We start from the raw sequence: 20,939 nt of genomic DNA on the forward strand, positions 1-20,939 counted from the left end.
CTGTTGATGTGGCTGTTTCATTTGCGGATTATTTGATTCGTCTGTTTACGCCGAAACGCTTGCAGAAGAAGCCTGGTGGCTAATCTCCGCCTTCACTTTACGATCTTCTAATTGAGCTAGAATCGAATAGAACATGATCATGCCAACGAATCCGCTTAACGCGATAAGAGATGCCATCATCCACGAGGATATCAATCCGCCTAGCATGACACCGAAACCTCCTAAGAGCATGGCCCCTTTATACACCATTCCGAATAATGCCATATACGAGCTTCTTGCATGATCAGGCGCAATATTGCCCAGATAGGCTTGTTTAATCGGTACATACATAAGCTCTCCAACCGTTGCAATGAACATCGAGATGAGCAGCAGCCAGGGGTGATTGCTATAAGCAAGGTAGCTGTAACCCAATATGTAACAGGTGTACCCAACGAACAGTACTTTGCTATCGGAGAACTTGCGCATCATAACCCCCATAAGGACGGAGAGAACAACGACAAGCACCGTGTTTTCAGTGCGGATAAATCCTAACATTTTCAACCCGTCAATATGCCAAGATTGTTCATTCCATGGGAAGAATGGCATATTCACCATCTCCCTTTCCAGCCTTACACCCACATAATTACCAAGATGAAACTCAACCGAGACAAGCAGCAGAGAAGCTAGTGTGAAGATCATGAAGGTTTTATCACGTAGTACCATTCGATAATTGGCCCACATCGACGGACTTCCTTTTCGGCTACTATTACTCTCTCTAGCAGCTTGTGGTTGATACACTTCATCAATAAAGAAATAAGTTACGAGCAGAGTGACTAAGCCAATAACGGACAAGCCAATGAACAGCTCAAACAGATATGATTTGAATAAGAAAGCGCCTGCAAGCCCAGCTATTGCAAAAGATAAATTGTTCATCCAATACATGATGGCGTACATAAATTTTCGTATATCCGGAGCAGTTACATCGAGCAGCATGGCTTCATTGGCAGGACCATGAATGCCCCAGAACATACTAACAAAAATCATCAAAACAAAGGTCATCCCCGGAGATTCAAGCCAAGCCGAATTAGCCATCGCCATTCCAACGAAACAGAGCATCCAACCTATTTCTGCTGTCAGCATCAGCTTTTTGCGCCCAATTCGATCCGCATAGTAGCCGCCTATTATCCCCGCGATGACTCCTGCAAGAATACCAAGAATTACGACTAGTCCAGCACTTGTATCTCCTAATTTTCCGGAAAAATAAATCGACATGAAGGGAAGCACCATATTATTGGCTGTTCCCGATAAGAAGGATAGCCCAATTCTTAGTTTGACATTACGATGAAAATCACGAAATCTCACAATATACCTCCGCGTAAGCAAGCTTTTGACAGTCGTTATTATTCAACCTACGTTCAATAAATTACGAAAAAAAATTACTGCTTTTCATTACTGCGCAAAAACATGCCCACGCCAACTAACAGCAAACACCCGGCTAGCAGTTGAACGGTTGTGATCGTTTCTCCAAGTAAGAAATAAGCTAATAAAGTGGCACCCAGCGGTTCCCCTAAGACGGTCATTGAAACGGAAGAAGCCTTCATATATTTAAGCAGCCAATTAAATACGTAATGACCAAAAACCGTAGGAACAATAGCTAAAAGTAAGAATATTCCCCACTCTTTCGCTGGGTAAGCAGTAAAGGACACGCCTGTGAACACGTTCGTGACAGCAAGTACCAGACCCGCGAATAAGAAAACGAAAAAACTATAAACAAAAGCCGATATATGTTCTCTTAAGCTTTTGCCTAAGAGCATATGTAAGGCTACAGCAAGCGTACCGACCAGTGATAACAAATCCCCTTTAAGCGCTGTACCGGAAAATTGGAAATCCCCCCACCCAATGCAAATGGCACCCACAATAGCCATACACATGGAGATCAAGGCCGTCCGACTAGTCCGATGTCCATAAAGAAGAAACGCTCCGAGCAGCACAAAAATGGGCTCTAACGTTAGAATAGCCGTCGAACTCGCTACTGTCGTAAAATGAAGGGAATCCATCCAAAATAAGAAATGCAAACCAAGCGATATACCGGATATGGCTGTTCTCAGCCAATCTCTTAGTCGAATTCTAGCAATCTCTTTCCTATAATTCCACAGAAAAGGCAGCATCAAGGCATTCGTCATGAGAAGCCGGTACATCGCGATGACAGAAGCAGGCGCATCTGACCAGCGAACAAAAATCGCTGAGAATGAAATGGCAATAATGCCGATTAAAAGAAATATGGAGATAGGTACTTTCGTTTTATTCATAGCATTCATGATGTGTAACTCCTCAAGAAGTTGATATCTTATCGCTGCCAAATAAGTATATAGGAGGAAGAACGGCTTGCCAATCATTTTTAAACTTCGTTCAATTAATTGTAAAATGTATACAACGGAAAAAATAAAAAAAACCTTAGTAACGCCTATTTTTATTTAGGCAGTTACCAAGGGCTTCTTTGGCATTGGATTATAGGATTAATCTAAAACAGCTGTGATATGTTTGTTTGTAACAGACCAGTGAGATGTATTCCAGATGGATTCTTTATCTTTAAAATAAAGGATTTGCGGGGACGCATGTTTGATTCCTAGATCCTCAGCAATTTGATTCGAAACCGGACGGGATTCGATAACTTTCACTAAGAAATAATCCACATCCGCATTTGGTTTACCAGACAGATATTCCTCATATTCATCAAGTGCGCTTGCACTTACCGGACATGTTGTGCTGTGCTTTAGAACGACAGCGGGTTTCTCGGAGGAGCGATTCAGTACTTCCTGCCACTCTTCTACTGTAGTTAATTCTTTCCATGCTGACATAAGAACATCTCCCTTCCTTTTAGTTAATAATGATTATAAAGTAAGCAGCCATCATATGCAAATCATACAACTCGCACAACTCGCAACCCCCTCTAACTTACTGGTATAATGAAATTGTAAATATTCCTAGGGAAGAACAGGAGGAACATATGCAATCACCACCCCCGATCTCAAGACGCTCTTTTCTCAAGAAAGGTACTGTGCTTGCAGGCTCTTTCATCGCTTCCGGAGGTTTACTTGGCAGTTATGCTGGTTTCTTGGAACCCAAATGGGTCGAGATTACGAGAATAACGCTGCCTTTCGAGCGTCTCCCCAATGCCTTCCATGGTATTAAACTTCTACAATTCAGCGATATCCACATTGGTCATCACTTCGACCTTCAGGACTTAGAACGCGTCATGAAGCTTATTCAGAAAGAAAAAGCGGATATGCTTTGTTTTACTGGCGATTTATTTGACGCAGATATTAATGAAGATCCAGATCTAACCAGTCAATTATTGGGCAGCTTAGAGGCACCCTTGGGAAAATGGGCAGTACTTGGCAACCACGATAAGTGGATTGGGTACAACTACACGCTCCCGATCCTGCATAACGGAGGCTTTCAATCTCTCGTTAACGCTTTTCAGACGATCACTTATAAAGGACAAACGATACAAATAGCAGGCGTTGAGGATATGCTGACGGGTAAACCGGATATCGCGAAAACCTTGCGCGGGGCCAATGCTCAAGTATTTACGTTGCTGCTTTCTCATTGTCCTGATTTTGCGGATAAGGCAACTGAACGCGCCATCGATTTGCAATTATCCGGTCATACACACGGCGGTCAAATACGGTTACCAGGAGTTGGAGCTGTTATTACACCACCGCGCGGTAGAAATTATGTCATAGGGCTTAATGAAGTGCCTAATTCGAAAATGCTTGTTTACACCAATCGCGGTATTGGAACAACGACGCTCCCTTTTCGCCTGATGTGCAGGCCGGAGATTACTGTAATTACATTAGAAAAACGAAAACCCTGAGCGCCTAAAGCGTCTCAGGGTTTTATGTTTACTATCTAACATGTAAAAATTGGCGGAACAAGAAGACGGCCTTCAATTTTAATAGATCGTTTACTTTTTTGAAATCAACCTGTAAGAGATCACTAATCTTCTCCAAGCGATACGTTACGGTATTCCTATGAATAAATAATTGCTTTGCCGCCTCGCTTACTTGACCATCATTACGAATGAATACCTCTAAAGTTCGAATCATCTCTTGCGAATACTCGGCATCTTTTTCAAGTAAAGGACGTAGAATTTTGGCACAGTAATCTTCCATCATACTGGAAGATACGTTCTGGAAGAGATGTGCGAATTCGATGGTTTCATAATGAAGCACACGATCTGGCAGTCCAAGCTTGGACGCCATACGCTGCGTCTCCAAACATTCCATATAGGCTTCCCTTAACGCTGTTGGCTTTAATTTCATAGAGCTTGTATAGAAAGCAATTTCACCGGCTTCTTCGATGCATCCCGAATCGCTAGCGTACTTGGTCAGAAGCTGTGACAGCTCTTCCTCTGGAAACCCATCAACCTGATTCGTTGAATAGATCGAGAACATCAAATCCTTGAACACAAAATGGTGTCCAGTTAAACCGCTTGATTTCGGATGTGATTCCATATATTGTTTGAGGTTCTTGAGCTTAAGTTGGGGCTGCTCCTCCAGCAGTTTTTCAGGCTTATTTTTGCTAATCACACATTGATAAGCTCCTGTAAAGATCGATATCCCTCTAGCTTCCGCCTGTTCAAGGAATTCCTCTAAAGAGGTTCCTTTATCCAAGTAGCGTATGAGATTGTTTTGTAAATCGCGTTGTGCGGATGCTTCAACATGCGATCGGAACGTATAGCACATATGGAAGGTCAGGATATCTGCAGCTTGCTGGAATAAACCTTCCTCCACGTTTGCGAGTAGAACCGCATCAGGAATTATCAATAAATGTCCAAGAGGCTCATCGTCCTGCTGATGCAGTCCTACACGATAAGCGCGTTCCTTACCTGCGTACACCCAGCCTGATTTCCGTTTCCACGGCCAATTCTGAGAGAGTTGATCTGGACTCCATGTGCTTGTGTTATATAAAATTTGTCCCCGAGCTCCCACTACCGCCATAGGATAACCAAGAATGTCACTGATTAATTGGAACATGGAAAGCATATTATCCTGTTTCAATCCGAATTGCATCAGCTTCTTCTGTTTCTCCAGAACATTTTGCAGCAGCTGCGTATTGCGGCGGTATTCAGCGTTAAATAGGGCATTCATTTGATCTGAGAACGTAAATTGAAAGGGCATCTCGATAATCGGAAAATGCAGCCGATCTGCTTCATCTGCAACAATCTGCGGCAGCTCCGACCAGAAACGCCCTAGCTTGATCCCTAACCCAGCAGCTCCACGATCATTTAATTTACGAAGTAAATTAACCGTTTCTTGCGGACTATCCTTCATCGCGAAAGCCGTGGTGAAGAGCATCTCTCCGGATTTCGTCCAATCCGCAATGTCAGGAGCATCCATCACATTGACTGATTTGACGATGCGTGAATCACCTTGCTTGCCTGCAACAAGCTTCGCTTCCGTTAAAGGATATATGGATAATGCCTCACGAATGGTAAGATGCATTGTGCTTCCCCCTTAGTGCCTTTTAAATGATTATAGGATGACCTTGCCAATTCAGTCAATGGATTTATGTTAGATTATATAACATTCTGTAGGATTTTATGAATGTTTTATGACTTTGTTTTATTTTTATGTCAGAAAACATGACATATGCACAGTGAAATCTAAAACTTAGAACAAATAAGCGCAAAAACCGCGCTTTCAGCGAGACCTCTGATGCGAGCAGGCAAAGTTTGAATTTCCTATACAGCGAAAAAGAGAGACATGCTTAACACATGCCTCTCCTTTATAATGAATCAACCTCAAATCACTCGAAACGTTCCCGTACCAATCGTCCCCAAATTGCCTTCACGGTCAAAAACACGACCTTGCGTAGTTATCATCTTACGGGATTGATGAACAAGCTCAGCCGTCACCAATAATCGGCCTTCATAAAGCGGAGCTACAAAATGAACATTCAAATTCGTTGTTACAACCTTATCCTCCGGTCTGGCCACCATCACAACAATTCCCATCGCATTGTCCAGCAAGGAAGATAGTACACCGCCATGGACGATCCCTATCGGGTTTAAGTGATGCGTTTTGGCTTCCAAAGCAATCGTGATGATATTGTCTTGCATACTTACAAATTCACAGCCAAGAAAGCCCCAAAACGTAGGCTCTGCTGATGCTGCTAATTGCTGCAGCCTCTTATTCATTCGTTCGTTAGCATCATCCATAGGATTCCCTCCACTCCTCTTGTAAAGGGCTTCCCCTTAATTGTTAACAGGAAGAAGTTCTTAAACCGTCTTCTCTTCCTCTAGTAATTGCCTGCGCAGCACCTTTCCAATCATCGTTTTCGGCAGAGACTGGCGGAATTCGACTTTCCGAGGCACTTTATAGGCAGCCAATCGCTCACGGCACCACAATTCAAGTTCCTTTTCCGTTAGCGTCATTCCCGGTCTTAACACGATAAATGCTTTCACCGTTTCTCCCCGATACTCATCCGGTACCCCTGCAACAACAGCCTCCAGAATGGCCGGATGCTCGAAGAGAACCTCCTCAATATCACGCGGATAAATATTGTAGCCTCCGGCTATGATTAAATCCTTCTTGCGATCAACAATCGAGAAGAACCCATCCTCATCCATACGCCCCATGTCGCCCGTATAAAGCCAGCCATCTCTGATGGTCATAGCCGTTTCGTACTCTCGCTGCCAATAGCCTTTCATCACCTGAGGCCCTTTAATAATAATTTCGCCAATTTCCCCAACCGGCAGCTCTTGGCCTGAATCTGAATCAACCACCTTCGTATCAGTATCCGGAAAAGGGATCCCAATTGAGCCTATTTTCCGAAAACCCCAAATGGGATTCGCATGCGTAACAGGGGAGGTTTCCGTCAACCCATAACCTTCAATTAATCTACCGCCAGTCAATGCCTCGAAGCGCTCTTGCACCTCTAACGGAAGCGGCGCTGAACCGCTTACACAAACATTAATAGAAGAAATATCTACTTCCTTCACGCGTTTATGATTAATTAATGCAATGTACATGGTTGGCGCACCCGGGAAAATCGTTGGCTTCAATGAATGAATCGTGTCCAAAATTAAGTTGATATCAAACTTTGGAATGAGAATCAGCATCCCTGCCCGATACATGGATTGATTCAACAAGACTGTCAAGCCAAAGACATGGAAGCATGGAATAGCCCCCAAGAATCTTTCTTCACCTATCCGAGTACGATAGCACCAATGACTGGTTTGGTACGTATTAGCAATCAAATTGGTGTGCGTCAGCATGACTCCTTTGGATATCCCCGTCGTCCCTCCGGTATATTGAAGAAGGGCAATATCCTCGTCAACCTCCACATCTACACAAATCGGGGCGCGAGAAGCTGCGCGGAGCAGCTTTTTATAAGAATAAACACCCTCCCCGTATGTGACAGCAAGGTTTGCACCATCTTTTTTCATTTTAATCGGATATAAGACATTTTTGGGAAAGGGCAAATAATCCTTAATTGAAGTCACAATCACATGTCGAATCGGTGTTTGCGTTTTCGCCTTTTGCACACGATCAAACAGCAAATCCAACGTTACAATAACAGTTGCTCCGGAATCCGAGAGCTGGTGAACCAGCTCTCGCTCCACATAAAGCGGATTCGTCATGACGACGATCCCGCCCATCATCAGGGTTCCGAAGTAGGCGATGATAGCCGAAGGACAATTCGGCAGCATAATCGACACCCGATCCCCTTGGCTAACGCCTAACTCTTTCAAAGCATTGGCAAAACGATAGGAGGCGTCCAATACCTCCCGATAACGCAGCGTTTTCCCCAAGAAATACAAGGAAGGCCGGTCCGGAAACTTATGCGCGGAATCTACCAACAAACGTGCAAGATTATGCTTCGGGTACTCGTAAGTCGGTGCCACTTCAGACGGATAATGGCGCAGCCAAGGCTTTGCCTCATTCATTCCAAACCATCCCCTTAGGTTCTTGACATCGATGACTATACGATGAATTTCTCACCCTGAATAACGCGTGCGGCGATGTCGCGCTTCAGACCAACCGTATTCACACTGCTGCGTCTAGACAGTTTTTTCAAAATAGATAATTGAGTCCGAAGAACATCTCCTTCTTCCATCGTACTGAGCGCTTCCTTCGCATATGCCTCAATTTTGTCAAAGGCCTCATGAACAAAAACCGTCGTGATTTGGATCGCATTCTTTGCCTTTTCTTCCCCTGCTTTTTCAATCAGCTTTTGCGTACGAAGAAGACCGCTTTCAGCAGCGAAAATTTGGATCATGATGTCAGCTAAAATGCTTAAAACTTCCTGATTTTTCTCTAGCGCCATACCATACTTCTGTACCGCAAGCCCACCGACCATCAGGAAAACCTTCTTCGCCATCGAAACCAGATGCACCTCTTCGGCTAGCGTGCCTTCGAACGTTTGGCCTGGAACGATAGAGAGCAGTTCTGCTTGCAGCGCTTGTGCCTTTTGCAGCAAAGGCAGTTCGCCTTTCATTGCTTTCTTCACCAACGTACCTGGAATGAGCAGGCGATTGATTTCATTCGTACCTTCAAAAATTCGATTAATCCGTGAATCCCGATAAATACGTTCTACTTTGTACTCCTGGATAAAACCGTAACCGCCATGAATTTGCAAGCCCTCATCCGCAACAAAATCCAACACTTCAGACGCGAACACCTTATTAATGGAGCATTCCAGCGCGTACTCGGAAATCCCTTTTGAGGAATGTTTACCGGCATCCGGGCTCGTATGATCAATATCCTTGAGAATGGTATCGAACAATCCAGTCGTTCTATACACCATGCTCTCCAACATATACGTTTGAATGTTCATTTCCGCCAACTTTTTACCAATCAAGGGAAAACGTGAGATAGGCGTATTAAACTGTTGGCGGGTATTCGCATATTTCGAAGCTAACTCAATCGTCTCCTTGGAAGCACCCAGACAACCAGTAGCCAATTTGTAACGGCCAATATTCAGAATGTTGAAAGCAATCAGGTGCCCCTTCCCGATTTCACCCAATAAGTTCTGGGCCGGCACACGGACATCTTCAAAATAAAGCGGACGCGTCGACGAGCCTTTGATCCCCATCTTCTTCTCTTCCGGCCCCATCGTAAAGCCAGGATCACCCTTCTCAACGATAAAGGCTGTGAAATCAGTGCCGTTGATTTTGGCATAAACGATGAAAATATCAGCAAATCCGGCATTCGTGATATACAATTTGGATCCGTTTAAAAGATAATACTTGCCATCATCGGACAAACGAGCTGTCGTTTTTGCGCCCAAAGCATCCGAGCCGGATGTTGGTTCCGTTAAACAATAGGCCGCGATTTTCGCGCCTGTCGCAAGGTCGGGCAAATACTTCTTCTTCTGTTCCGTGGTACCAAAAAATACAATCGGCAGCGTGCCAATCCCGACATGCGCCCCAATGGATAAAGCAAAAGATGAAGCACGGGCGAGATTTTCACTAATCACCGTGGAACTTACTTTATCCAACCCTAGTCCGCCATAAATCTCAGGTACATCAGAGCCAAGTAATCCGAGATCTCCCGCGCTGCGCATCAGTTTTACCGTTAAATCATAATCGAGCTTTTCCAAATGCTCATCATTCGGCATGACTTCCCCTGATACGAAATCACGCGTTGTTTCCGCAATCATGCGATGCTCTTCGGTAAAATCCTCAGGGGTCACAATATCATGAAAATCCGTATCCGAAATAACAAAACTACCGCCTACGACTTTCTCCGCCATGGTTCATCTCTCCTCTAGATTAATTGTACAAGGGTAAATTTAAATGGATACAACGCCGATTAAGGGAACGTGGATGTTGCCATCCACATAAATCGCACTTCACTTTCTAGGTCAATCACGCAGGGTGCACCTGAAAAACTCCTGCGGCCCCCATCCCGCCGCCGATACACATGGACACTACACCATACCCGCCGCCACGACGCTGCAGCTCATGAATTAAGCTCGTTGTCAGCTTCGCTCCTGTACACCCAAGCGGATGCCCGAGGGCAATGGCGCCACCGTTCACATTCACCAAATCTTCATTCAAGCCCAGCTCGCGAATAATATGGACACATTGCGAAGCGAACGCTTCGTTGATTTCAAACAGATTCACTTGGTCTTGCGTGATGCCCGCCATCTGCAAAGCCTTCGGAATCGCCTTCACAGGCCCGACGCCCATAATTTCCGGCTCCACGCCAGAAAGCGCAAAAGACTTGAACGTCGCCAGCGGCTTCAACCCGAGCGCTTCTGCGCGCTCGCGGCTCATCAGCACGGCCGCCGCTGCGCCGTCCGACGTCTGTGACGCGTTGCCCGCCGTCACAGAGCCGCCCAAGCTGAACGCAGGCTTCAGCTTGGCAAGCCCTTCCACGGATGTATCGGGGCGAACGCCCTCATCCGTGGCAAACACGAACTTCCGCTCGAACGCTTTGCCGCGTTCGTCAATGCCCTTCACGCTCGTGCTAACTGGCACGATCTCGTCTACGAACTTGCCGGCTGCTATCGCGGCAGCTGCCTTCTGATGGCTGCGCGTTGCGAAGCCATCCTGCGCTTCGCGCGAGATGCCGAAGCGCTGCGCGACTTCTTCGGCCGTGTGACCCATGCCCATGTACACCTCGGGCATGCTCTCAACCAGCCCCGGATGCGGCGAGAGCTTGAAGCCCGTCATCGGGACGTGGCTCATGCTCTCAACGCCTCCGGCGACAATCACCTCCGCGTGGCCAAGCATAATGCGCTCCGCCGCATATGCGATGGCTTGCAGCCCGGAGGAGCAAAAGCGATTGACCGTGATCGCCGGCACGGTCACCGGGAAGCCCGCATACAACGACATCGTGCGGGCGAAGTTCAGCCCTTGCTCGCCTTCGGGCATCGCGCACCCGATGATGATGTCCTCGACATCTCCTTTGTCGAGTCCAGGAGCACGGCGTATTGCTTCTTCCAATACGGCTTTACCTAGATCCTCCGCTCTGGTTTGAGCGAAGCTGCCTTTCTTCGCGCGACCGACTGCCGTGCGCGTTATCGATACAATGACTGCTTCTTTCATCGATTTCACCTCATTATGAGTAATAGACTTGCACCACTCGGGGCTTTCTAATTAGAAAGGCAAGGTCTTCTCTCTTAGTTCCGCAGTGCTTTCCCTTTGGAAAGCATGTATTGCATGCGCTGCTGTGTTTTCTGCTCTCCACAAAGACTAAGGAAGGCTTCACGCTCTAAATCGAGCATATACTGCTCTGAGACTAATGTTCCTGCTGGCACATTCCCTCCTGCAAGCACGTGCGCAAGCTTGTTCGCGATCAATTGATCGTGCTCGCTGATATATCCGCCTTGACGCATCGTATAGGCAGCAATTTGCATCACCGCTTTACCATTCTCGCCAACGACGCGGATTTTCTCTTGCGCAGGGGGCGTGTATCCTGCCGCTTCCATGCGAAGAACCGCTTGCTTCGCTTCATAAATACGATGATCCGGATTCACAACTACCGAATCTTGTGCTCTCATAAAGCCTAGACGCTTCGTATCATGACCGCTCGTCGACACCTTTGCCATGGCCACCGTTTCAAAAATTGCATTAATCCACGGTTGTAGATCGACTTCCGGGTCACGAACTTGTTGACTTGCTAGAAGCGCTAACTCTTTACATCCGCCACCAGCAGGAATTAAGCCAACTCCCACCTCAACGAGTCCATAATACGTTTCCGCTGAGAAAATAATTTGGTCAGCCGGCATACAAGCCTCAACCCCGCCACCAAGTGTCATCTTGTGTGGCGCAGCAACTACCGGCTTTTCAAGCCTTTTGAGCTTCAGCATGGAGTTTTGGAATAAACGAATGATGCCGTCTACTTCATCCCACTCCCCATCCTGTGCTTCCATTAGCAACAGCATCACATTGGCGCCGACGCAGAAATTTTTGCCTTCGTTAGCGACAACCATTCCGCGATAGTTGCTGCGTACTTCGTCCACGCTTTGCTGAATCATCGTGAGAATATCGGCCCCAATGGCATTGTTCGGTGAGTGAAACTCTAGACATGCAACCCCGTCACCAATGTCAATCAAGCTAGCGCCGCTATTCGAGCGAATGACTTTATTCTGCTGTTTTAAAGAGGCAAGTGAAATAAGTTCCGGTCTTGTTTCAACACCGCGAAATTCATTTTTCAGATAGTAAAAACTCTGGCCTCCCCTGTTCTCATAGAAGCTGTCATGGCCGGCGGCAATCCAAGCTTTTACCCAATCAGGCACCTTGCTGCCTTCCGCTTCCATTCGTTCCACAGAACGTTTCAGCCCAATGGCATCCCACGTTTCGAAAGGACCGAGGTCCCAGTTAAAGCCCCATTTGAGCGCATGATCAATCTCGACAATGGAATCTGCAATTTCATCTAATTTCTCTGCCGAATAGAGGAGCACTGGCTTCAAAATATTCCACGCCAAATCCGAATAGCGATCTTTCGCGCCGAGCAAAGCCTTTAACTTCCCTACCGTGCCTTTCGCCTGCTTCGCGGCTTCCAGAGAGCCAGAACTGATTTTTCGGCTTGCCGAATATTCCATCGTATTTAAATCTAGAGACTGAATTTCTTTACCAGCTTCGGACTTCACCTTTTTATAAAATCCTTGGCCTTGCTTCTCACCAATCCAACCTTTTTCTACCATCGTTTTCAAAATTGCAGGTGTATTGAAAATTTCCTTCTCTGCCGGGTCAGTCACAAGATCAAACACGTTATTGGCAACATGAACGAATGTATCCAGACCCACCAAGTCAAGCGTACGGAACGTCGCGCTCTTCGGGCGGCCCATAGCCGGACCCGTTACGGCATCTACCTCTTCAACGGAATACCCGCTCGCGAGCATCTCACGTAAAGTAACCAAAAGCCCATAAGTGCCAATTCGATTGCCAATAAAATTCGGCGTATCTTTCGCTTGAACAACACCTTTTCCAAGCTTTTTCTCACAAAAGTCAGTCATAAAAGCAACAATTGCAGGGTCAGTTTGTTCATTTGGAATTACTTCCAATAATTTCATATAGCGAGGCGGATTAAAAAAATGAGTGCCAAGGAAATGCTTTTTAAACTCAGGGCTGGCGCTTTGAACCATGGCATTGATTGAAATGCCCGATGTATTTGAGGAAACAATGGTTCCCGGCTTCCAAACGGATTCAATACGGCTGATGAGCTGCTGCTTCGCTTGCAAATTTTCCACTATAACTTCAATAATCCAATCCACACTTCCAAGCTTCGCTAAATCATCCTCCAGATTGCCAGGTGTAATGCGTTCAGCAAAAGCTTCGCTATATAAGGGAGCAGGGTTCGTCTTCTTGAGCTTATCCATCGCGTTAAGAGCAAATCGGTTCCGCACCTTGGGATGATCTAACGTAAGGCCGGCAGCTTCTTCTTGTGGCTGTAGCTGGGCTGGCACTATATCGAGCAGTAACACGGGAATGCCTACATTTGCCAAATGGGCAGCAATGCCGGAGCCCATCACACCGGAGCCGATAACGGCCGCTGTACGAATCTTTGTCATATGGAAATTTCCTCCTACATGATTTTTTTCAGTTTTCGCATCAACCTTGACAAAAACGCTTGCCTGTAAGGCGATAAAGTCGTTATCCTAAGGCGTTCCAAACACTGACATGGCAAGAATTTCAGCGATATCTCGCGCTTTAACCTGTTCCTCGACCTCCTTAAGCTTCGTTCCATCCTCCACCATCGTTAAGCAATAAGGGCAGGCAGAACTGATAACGGTGGGTTTCACACTCAAAAGCTGTTCCGTGCGCGTTACATTAACGCGTGTGCCTGCGGTTTCTTCCATCCACATCATGCCGCCACCGGCACCGCAGCACATACTGTTCTCGCGAGAACGGTCTTGCTCAACCAACTCAACCCCTGGAATTGCCCGGAGTACATTGCGTGGCTCCTCATACACTTCGTTGTAGCGGCCTAGATAGCAAGAATCGTGGTACGTAATACGCTCTCTAACTTCATGCTGCGGCTTAAGACGCCCCTCTTTCACCCACAGATCCAACAGCTCGGTGTGATGGAAAACGTCAGCCGTAAGTCCAAATTCAGGATATTCATTTTTGAATGTATGATACGTATGCGGGCACGTCGTTACGATTTTCTGAACCTTATACTTTTGAAAAGTCGCAATATTGTCCGCACACAGCTGTTGGAATAGAAATTCATTGCCCATCCGGCGAGGTGTATCACCGGAATTCTTCTCCTCATTGCCCAAAATGGCAAAGGAGACGCCGGCTTCCTTCATCAATTTAACAAAAGAATGCGTGATCTTACGGCTGCGATTATCATAGGCGCCCATGGAACCCAAGAAAAACAAGTACTCGAATTCCGGATTTTCCTTCACCGTACACACGCCGAGTTCGTCATTTGGATCTACTTCTTTGACCCATTTCACGCGATCATTCCGGCTAATACCCCAAGGATTTCCTTGTCTTTCGATGTTTTGTAAAGCACGCTGGCCATCATGAGGCATGCTGCCCTGCGTCAATACAAGATGTCGGCGCAGATCGATAATCTTATCCACATGCTCATTCCCAACAGGACATTGATCCTCACAATTGCGGCAGGTTGTACAAGCCCACAGCTCCTCTTCCGTAATAACGCCGCCAATAAGCTCAACTTCTAGCGGGTTATGGGTACTTGGACTAGCGAAAGCAAAAGCTGGCACCCATGGTGATTTCGAGGTGATGGCGGCGCCTTTTTCCGTCAAATGATCACGAAGCTTCGTAATCAAATGCATCGGCGACAGCATCTTACCTGTCGTATTCGCGGGACAAACATTCGTGCAGCGCCCGCATTCCACACAAGAGTAGAAATCAAGCATCTGCTTCTGTGTGAAATCCTCAATTTTGCCTACACCGAACGACTCCGCTTCTTCATCCTCTAGATTAAGCGAAGCTAGTTTACCGATTGGCTCTGTGCGGCGCAGTAAGATATTGATAGGCGCTGTAATAATGTGAAAATGCTTCGACTGTGGTACATAGATCAGAAAAGAGAGTAGGATCAGCAAATGCATCCACCAGCTAATATAGAAACCAACCGTTGCCGCTGTTTGCGACATCCCGCTAAAGGCTGCTGCGAACAGAGATGAAATAGGCGCAAAAGCGGATGTCTCCATCCCTTCCTTCACCCGTTCAAAGCCACCGCTGACAACGACAGATAGCATCAAGAAAAAAATGAAGAATATAACGATACTAGGCTTCCAACCGCGTTTCAGCCGTTTTAGCTTTTCTACATAACGGCGATACGTTGCATATCCCATGGCCAGAAGAATCAGCGCAACCGTCACTTCCTGCATCAAAGTGAAATAATCGTAACCTGGTATTGGTAACCCATGGCCAATTAATCCCTTCAAAATGAGATCAAGCGCCCCAAGCTGCAAAATAATGAATCCATAAAAGATCACAATGTGCATGATGCCGCTCTTCTTATCCTTCAACAGCTTGGTCTGGCCAAATACCTGAATCGCAAATTCCTTCAACCGCGCCTTCGCTTCCGTTTTCAAATTCACAGACTTGCCCAGCCTGATGTACAAATATCGGTGATATACAACACGTACAAACAAATACACGGCAAACCCCGTAACCGCCAGAAATAAAAGAAACTGAATGAGTGAACCGGTCATTGAGGACCCTCCCTAACGTTTTGCGTTAGCAAAACTTTCTACGTAAGCATGTTCAGCGTTTTCGCAAAGTAACCGCTTACATTCAAGCATCGTAAAAAAGCAAGTTCCATTTGACCCTATTTCCAGAGTTGAAAAATGCTTCATTGTGAAGTGTAAGCCGGCAAACCTTCCTACTTGCTTTAATAAGCTGAATAAGTCGTTGACAAGGCGTACTGCGTATTTTATGATGAAATTACGAAAATGAATGAGTATTCATTCACCGATATTTGTATTCTAACACCGAGGTGATCTCCTTGACAAGTGGCAAAAAACCAGACAAGTATTACGCAATTCTCGAGGGCGCTCTGAAAGTGTTTGCTGAGCATGGCTTTCACAAATCTCAAGTCTCCCGAATCGCCAAGGAAGCTGGCGTGGCCGATGGGACCATCTATCTTTATTTCAAAAAGAAGGAGGATATTTTGACCAGCCTGTTTCAAGAGAAATTAGGCGAGCTTGTTGAGAAGCTCAATCATGGGCTGAATGACCAAATGACAGCTAGAGAAGCGCTGCACAAAGTATGTGAGATTCATTTCAGTGTACTGGAAGGGAATATTCATCTGGCTTACCTCACCCAAATTGAGCTCAGACAGAGTGATCTCGAGCTTCGCAAAGAGATTGGCCTTGCATTAAAGAGATATATTATCCTCATTGAAAATATATTAGAAAAAGGTAAGAAAGACGGCAGTTTCCGTCCTGATTTTGAAGTGAAGCTCGTGAGGCTTCTCATTTTTGGCGGCATGGATGAAGTCGTTACTTCTTGGCTCATTTCTGGCCGGAAGTATTCGTTAACCGCTCAAGTTGGACCTACCATTGATTTTTTCATGAAAGGCATCGAGTCTTAAGGTCTGTATAACATGTATATTCAGGAAGGAGCTTGACTATGGACATTTTTGTATTATTGAAACAAACGTTTGATACGGAGGAAAAAATCGTCCTGCAGGGCGGCGCCGTTCAAGAGGATGGCGTGAAATTCGTCATCAATCCTTACGATGAATATGCGGTTGAGCAAGCCATTCAAATTCGAGATGAGCTGGGCGGCAAGGTTACTCTACTCTCGGTTGGTCCAGAACGTACTGCCGAAGCGCTGCGAACTGCACTGGCGATGGGGGCTGATGAAGCTGTTCTTATCTCTGATGAACGCATTAAGGGAGATGAGTTCGAAGTAGCTGAAATTTTGGCCAACTATTTGCGCGGACAGTCCGTTGATCTTATATTAGGCGGAAATTTCTCAGTCGATAACGGGGCTGGGCAAGTCGCCATACGACTCTCCTCCCTCCTAGGCTTACCTCATGTTGCTTCTATTACAAAGCTGGAAATTTCCGGAGGAAAAGCGGTTGCCCACCGCGATGCAGAAGGCGATATCGAAGTGATCGAGGTACCTCTCCCTGCTCTATTCACGGCACAGCAAGGCTTGAACGAGCCACGCTACCCTTCACTTCCTGGGATTATGAAAGCAAAGAAAAAACCGTTCCAGCACTTAACACTTGATGATATTGAAGGCGCTGATTCTGCTGTCGCCAAAACAGAGCGCTTGGAATTGACATTGCCACCTGAGCGCAAAGCAGGCCGCATCCTAAAAGGCGACCTTCCACAGCAAGTTACCGAACTCGTGCAAGCATTACGCAGCGAATCCAAAGTGATCTAAATAAGGGGAGGCTACATTTATGAGCAAAACATTTCTCGTTGTTGCAGAAGCACGCGGTGGCAAGCTGCGTCAGGTATCCTTTGAAGCTTTACGCGCAGCGCAGCTTTCCGCTTTTGATGGTGATAGCATCGCCGCAGTATTAATTGGCGGCGCAGGAAGCAAAGCGCTTGCTGGTGAGCTTGCGGCTTATGGCGCAGACACCATCTATGTCGTCGAAGACAACCAGCTGGAGAGCTACAGCTCGGAAGCCTACTTGAGCGCTTTGCTGGCTGTCACGGATATCGCCGAGCCAGGCGCGCTCTATTTCGGCCACACGGCAGTTGGCCGAGATCTCGCACCGCTGGCCGCGGCGAAGCTCGCAGCTGGCCAGCTCTCGGATGTTACGGCTATCTCGCGCAGCGGGGATAGCGTGCAGTTCACGCGACCGCTTTACGCTGGCAAAGCCGTCGAAAAGAAAGCGTTTACCGACCCGAATGGCACATGGGTCGTCACGATAAGACCGAACAACATCGCAGTCTCCGAGCCTGACTCTTCGCGTCAAGCCGAGGTCATCGATGTTGCTTACCCCGCTCCCTCCCTGCGCAGCATCATCCGGGAGGTCGTTAAGAAAACGTCCGGCACCATCGACTTGGCAGAAGCCAAGATCGTTGTCTCCGGCGGACGGGGCGTGCGCAGCGCCGATGGCTTCCAGCCGCTCGAAGAGCTGGCTGCCGTCTTGGGCGGCGCTGTCGGGGCTTCCCGCGGAGCCTGCGACGCGGGCTACTGCGAGTACGCGATGCAAATCGGCCAGACCGGCAAGGTGGTGACGCCGGAGATCTACATCGCGTGCGGTATTAGCGGCGCCATCCAGCATCTTGCCGGGATGAGCTCTTCGCGCGTCATCATCGCGATCAACAAGGATGCTGAGGCGCCGATCTTCAAAGTAGCCGACTACGGCATCGTCGGCGATCTGTTCGAGGTCGTGCCCCTGCTGACCGAGGAATTCCGCATGCTGCTGAAGTAGTGGCTCCCTCTCTACTCGTCAATTGACCACCCTGATAATCAGGCTAAGCCTGCTAACAGGGTGGTTTTTTTCTTGAACTTCACCCAGCTATCCAGTAAACTCAGCATACATACATAAAGACAGGAGCATTTCCCATGCCTATAACACCAACGTGAAGGCATTCGCCAGCAGCTCCAAAGAAATGCTTAAGTCTCTCCAATTTCTCACTAAAAAGCAAAAGCTGCCCCTCGCTCATAGATAGCTCTACAAGAAAGAGCAGCCTTCTGCTCACATTCAATTTACTTCCAATATCTAACCCCTAGTTGCAACCTGCTCATTCAGCCACGCTGCAATGTCATCCATGACTTCATCCCGATTCACTTCATTTAACATTTCATGTCTGCCGCGAGGGTAAAGCTTGCTGCTTACGTTTTTAAGCCCAAGTTCCTCGTACATGCTAAGCAGCTTGCGCACCCCACTGCCTCCACCAACCGGATCATCTTCACCTGAGAATACGTACAAAGGCAAATCTTTACGGATCTGTCTTACATGTTTAGCTTGATGAATTTCCTTTAGTCCCCTAAAAAAATCTCTGAAATAACCCGATGTAAACGTGACTCCGCAATAAGGATCGTCTACATATTTATCAACTTCACTTGCATCATTACTTAGCCAATCGAATGGCGTTCGATTCGGTGCGAATCTTTTATTAAAAGCTCCAAATGAAAGGGATGTAACAAGTTCACTCCTATGATGATCCCCTCGAATAGCTGCTTCTGTTGTAGCAATGGCAATTGCAGCTTGTAAAGCTGGTCCCTGTTTACCATTGGTGCCTGACAAAATAATTCCTTGAACGTGGTCCGGATGTTTTGTTTCATACGACACCATGTAGTGCTGCGTCAAGAATGAGCCCATACTATGACCCATCACAAACAAAGGAATAGGAGCTGGATACCTTTTACGGATCTCACTGGTGATCTGTCCCATATTTTCAACCATGCCATGAAAGCAATCTTTGCCAAATTTACCTACGGCTTCAGGTGAACCTGCAGTTCGTCCATGCCCCAAATGATCGTTTGCATAGACAGCATAACCTTGGCTTGTTAATAAAGCAGCTAGCCTCTCGTACCTAGCGGCCGTCTCGGACATGCCATGTGCAATTTGCACAATCGCTTTTATTTCACTGGTCTCATCAGGCAGCCATTCATATACATAGTTATTTATCTGCTTAGAGTCTTTCCATATAAAATGCTGCTTCTGCATAAGATCCCCCCATAAACTTTCCATTTCACACCAAAATATTCCGCCTATTCTTCCTCATTATAAAGCTTCCTCTTCATGAAAACAGCCCCCTTTCCGAGGAAAGAGGGCTTGGAGACCACTTTTTATTTTTAAGCGCTATATGCTAACCTTTACTAGTTTGTTTCACTGATTTTACTGCTTGCAATTGGGATTGCGGTTGAGATAAGGCGTCGAATCGTTTTCTCTCTGTCTTATCGATTTGAGCAATTTTACCATCGTGAACGACGATTTGTACGGAACCGTACTCCAACCCGTTTAACATTTGTTTAATTCTGTCCACCCAAATATCATCTAACTCTAGTGGTTTCGCCATTCTCTTGCCTCCGCTTCCATTAAATTGTCCAATCGTTCCAATCTTTTTTCTGTTTCTGGATAAAGGATAACCAGTTCCCTGTTTTCTCAAATAGTTCTTTCTTAGAACTTGTTGTTGAATAAGTATGATCTGCTTGATAAACAAGCTCTAGTTCGCATTGACCCTCTGATCGCATCCAGAACATCTTCTGGTATAATGGCGCATAATCGACTGGTATAATATCATCCGCAGTACCGTGAATAACGAGGACATCGCCGTTAAATTTACGAAGTTGTTCAAACGGTTGATGCTGAGATAAAGAATCAAAAAATTGACTTGTCAATACATAGCCATGATGATCGATCGCTCCGCCTATAGGAAGCTTCTCGTATTCACTCTTGCCTACAATTCTTACAATATCATTGTGTGGATGAGCGACAGCTGACCATAACACGAGTGTTTTCACGCGATTATCTCTCGCCGCCGTTAAAACGGCTGCCGCACCGCCTAAGCTATGACCCACCAAAATTACACGACTAAGATCTACACAATCAATCGTCAAGGCGTAATCAATAACACTTCTCGTTTGTTCAACCAGAACATCCAGCCCGCCAGCGCCATAGTCGCCAGTGCTCTCACCGCAACCACCGTAATCGAAACGGAGAACCAAGTAGCCTTGCGAGCTAAACTCACGAGCTGCCTTCACAAATAACCGATCCACACCTATCCGGCTGCCAATAAATCCATGACAGATGATAATAAGTGGCCAACGTTGACAATCAACTTGCGCGGCTCCTGATTGATTAGTCGGGTAATGTAACGTTGCGGCCAATTCGACGTCGTCGCTTTGAATTGTGATAGCATGCTCCATGATGTTAACTCCCTTTCGTTTTCACATATAATTCCGATAAGTTTAGTGTGAATTAGGTATAAACCAATATTAGCATCACCTACTAGAGGTGTCAATCCTATTTTTAACATATTTTCGGCAATTATTATTGGTCCTAATGTGGATACAAAAGACTCCCACCTTACTCTAGTGAGAGTCT

17 protein-coding genes are annotated in these 20,939 nt (G+C 46.4%); 4 read left to right on the top strand and 13 right to left on the bottom strand.

The features are described 5' to 3' along the window. Nucleotides 1-45: 45 nt before the first annotated feature. The 3 genes from NYR53_RS19545 to ytxJ form a co-directional block, all read right to left on the bottom strand. On the bottom strand, nt 46-1,341 hold the full coding sequence (locus NYR53_RS19545) for an MFS transporter (RefSeq protein WP_261300900.1): 1,296 nt from the start codon (nt 1,339-1,341) through the stop codon (nt 46-48). A 74-nt stretch (nt 1,342-1,415) separates the two neighbouring features. Further along, entirely contained in the window at nt 1,416-2,297 is an 882-nt protein-coding gene (locus tag NYR53_RS19550; protein WP_261300901.1) for a DMT family transporter, read from the bottom strand. Between the two features lie 198 nt (nt 2,298-2,495). Further along, nucleotides 2,496-2,837 (bottom strand): bacillithiol system redox-active protein YtxJ, encoded by a 342-nt coding sequence (gene ytxJ, locus NYR53_RS19555; protein ID WP_029194256.1) that lies wholly within the window; start codon nt 2,835-2,837, stop codon nt 2,496-2,498. A 149-nt stretch (nt 2,838-2,986) separates the two neighbouring features. On the opposite strand from ytxJ, the gene NYR53_RS19560 reads away from it, so the two are divergent. Continuing rightward, nucleotides 2,987-3,856: a metallophosphoesterase gene (locus tag NYR53_RS19560; RefSeq protein WP_261300902.1), complete on the top strand. Its 870-nt coding sequence runs from the start codon at nt 2,987-2,989 to the stop codon at nt 3,854-3,856. Nucleotides 3,857-3,887: 31 nt separating this feature from the next. Here NYR53_RS19560 and NYR53_RS19565 read toward each other — a convergent pair whose 3' ends face one another. The 7 genes from NYR53_RS19565 to NYR53_RS19595 form a co-directional block, all read right to left on the bottom strand. Continuing rightward, on the bottom strand, nt 3,888-5,486 hold the full coding sequence (locus NYR53_RS19565) for a PucR family transcriptional regulator (protein WP_261300903.1): 1,599 nt from the start codon (nt 5,484-5,486) through the stop codon (nt 3,888-3,890). A gap of 299 nt (nt 5,487-5,785) precedes the next feature. Beyond that, nucleotides 5,786-6,202, bottom strand: a complete 417-nt coding sequence (locus NYR53_RS19570; protein WP_261300904.1) for a PaaI family thioesterase — start codon at nt 6,200-6,202, stop codon at nt 5,786-5,788. A gap of 60 nt (nt 6,203-6,262) precedes the next feature. Beyond that, nucleotides 6,263-7,933 carry a long-chain-fatty-acid--CoA ligase gene (locus NYR53_RS19575; protein WP_261300905.1) on the bottom strand — a complete coding sequence of 557 codons (1,671 nt, stop codon included), beginning with the start codon at nt 7,931-7,933 and terminating at the stop codon, nt 6,263-6,265. A 35-nt stretch (nt 7,934-7,968) separates the two neighbouring features. After that, nucleotides 7,969-9,741: an acyl-CoA dehydrogenase FadE gene (locus tag NYR53_RS19580; protein WP_261300906.1), complete on the bottom strand. Its 1,773-nt coding sequence runs from the start codon at nt 9,739-9,741 to the stop codon at nt 7,969-7,971. A gap of 115 nt (nt 9,742-9,856) precedes the next feature. Then, on the bottom strand, nt 9,857-11,041 hold the full coding sequence (locus tag NYR53_RS19585) for an acetyl-CoA C-acyltransferase (RefSeq protein ID WP_261300907.1): 1,185 nt from the start codon (nt 11,039-11,041) through the stop codon (nt 9,857-9,859). Between the two features lie 74 nt (nt 11,042-11,115). Beyond that, a complete protein-coding gene (locus NYR53_RS19590; RefSeq protein ID WP_261300908.1) occupies nt 11,116-13,509 on the bottom strand; it encodes a 3-hydroxyacyl-CoA dehydrogenase/enoyl-CoA hydratase family protein in 2,394 nt (797 codons plus the stop codon). 87 nt (nt 13,510-13,596) lie between these two features. After that, entirely contained in the window at nt 13,597-15,630 is a 2,034-nt protein-coding gene (locus tag NYR53_RS19595; RefSeq protein WP_261300909.1) for a (Fe-S)-binding protein, read from the bottom strand. 293 nt (nt 15,631-15,923) lie between these two features. On the opposite strand from NYR53_RS19595, the gene fadR reads away from it, so the two are divergent. Genes fadR through NYR53_RS19610 form a run of 3 tightly spaced genes read left to right on the top strand, consistent with a single transcriptional unit; the run spans nt 15,924 to nt 18,317 of the window. Beyond that, a complete protein-coding gene (fadR, locus tag NYR53_RS19600; RefSeq protein ID WP_261300910.1) occupies nt 15,924-16,511 on the top strand; it encodes a fatty acid metabolism transcriptional regulator FadR in 588 nt (195 codons plus the stop codon). Between the two features lie 38 nt (nt 16,512-16,549). Beyond that, nucleotides 16,550-17,314, top strand: coding sequence for an electron transfer flavoprotein subunit beta/FixA family protein (locus NYR53_RS19605; protein WP_261300911.1), 765 nt, complete (start codon nt 16,550-16,552; stop codon nt 17,312-17,314). Nucleotides 17,315-17,333: 19 nt separating this feature from the next. After that, nucleotides 17,334-18,317, top strand: a complete 984-nt coding sequence (locus NYR53_RS19610) for an electron transfer flavoprotein subunit alpha/FixB family protein (protein WP_261300912.1) — start codon at nt 17,334-17,336, stop codon at nt 18,315-18,317. Nucleotides 18,318-18,608: 291 nt separating this feature from the next. Here NYR53_RS19610 and NYR53_RS19615 read toward each other — a convergent pair whose 3' ends face one another. The 3 genes from NYR53_RS19615 to NYR53_RS19625 form a co-directional block, all read right to left on the bottom strand. Further along, complete coding sequence (locus tag NYR53_RS19615; protein WP_261300913.1) at nt 18,609-19,583, bottom strand: alpha/beta fold hydrolase; 975 nt, start codon at nt 19,581-19,583, stop codon at nt 18,609-18,611. A 118-nt stretch (nt 19,584-19,701) separates the two neighbouring features. Next, nucleotides 19,702-19,911 (bottom strand): YezD family protein, encoded by a 210-nt coding sequence (locus tag NYR53_RS19620; RefSeq protein ID WP_261300914.1) that lies wholly within the window; start codon nt 19,909-19,911, stop codon nt 19,702-19,704. Between the two features lie 19 nt (nt 19,912-19,930). Further along, nucleotides 19,931-20,761 carry an alpha/beta hydrolase family protein gene (locus NYR53_RS19625; RefSeq protein ID WP_261300915.1) on the bottom strand — a complete coding sequence of 277 codons (831 nt, stop codon included), beginning with the start codon at nt 20,759-20,761 and terminating at the stop codon, nt 19,931-19,933. Nucleotides 20,762-20,939 lie beyond the last annotated feature (178 nt).

Origin of the sequence: Paenibacillus andongensis (genome assembly GCF_025369935.1) — a bacterium.
GTDB classification, from domain to species: domain Bacteria; phylum Bacillota; class Bacilli; order Paenibacillales; family NBRC-103111; genus Paenibacillus_E; species Paenibacillus_E andongensis.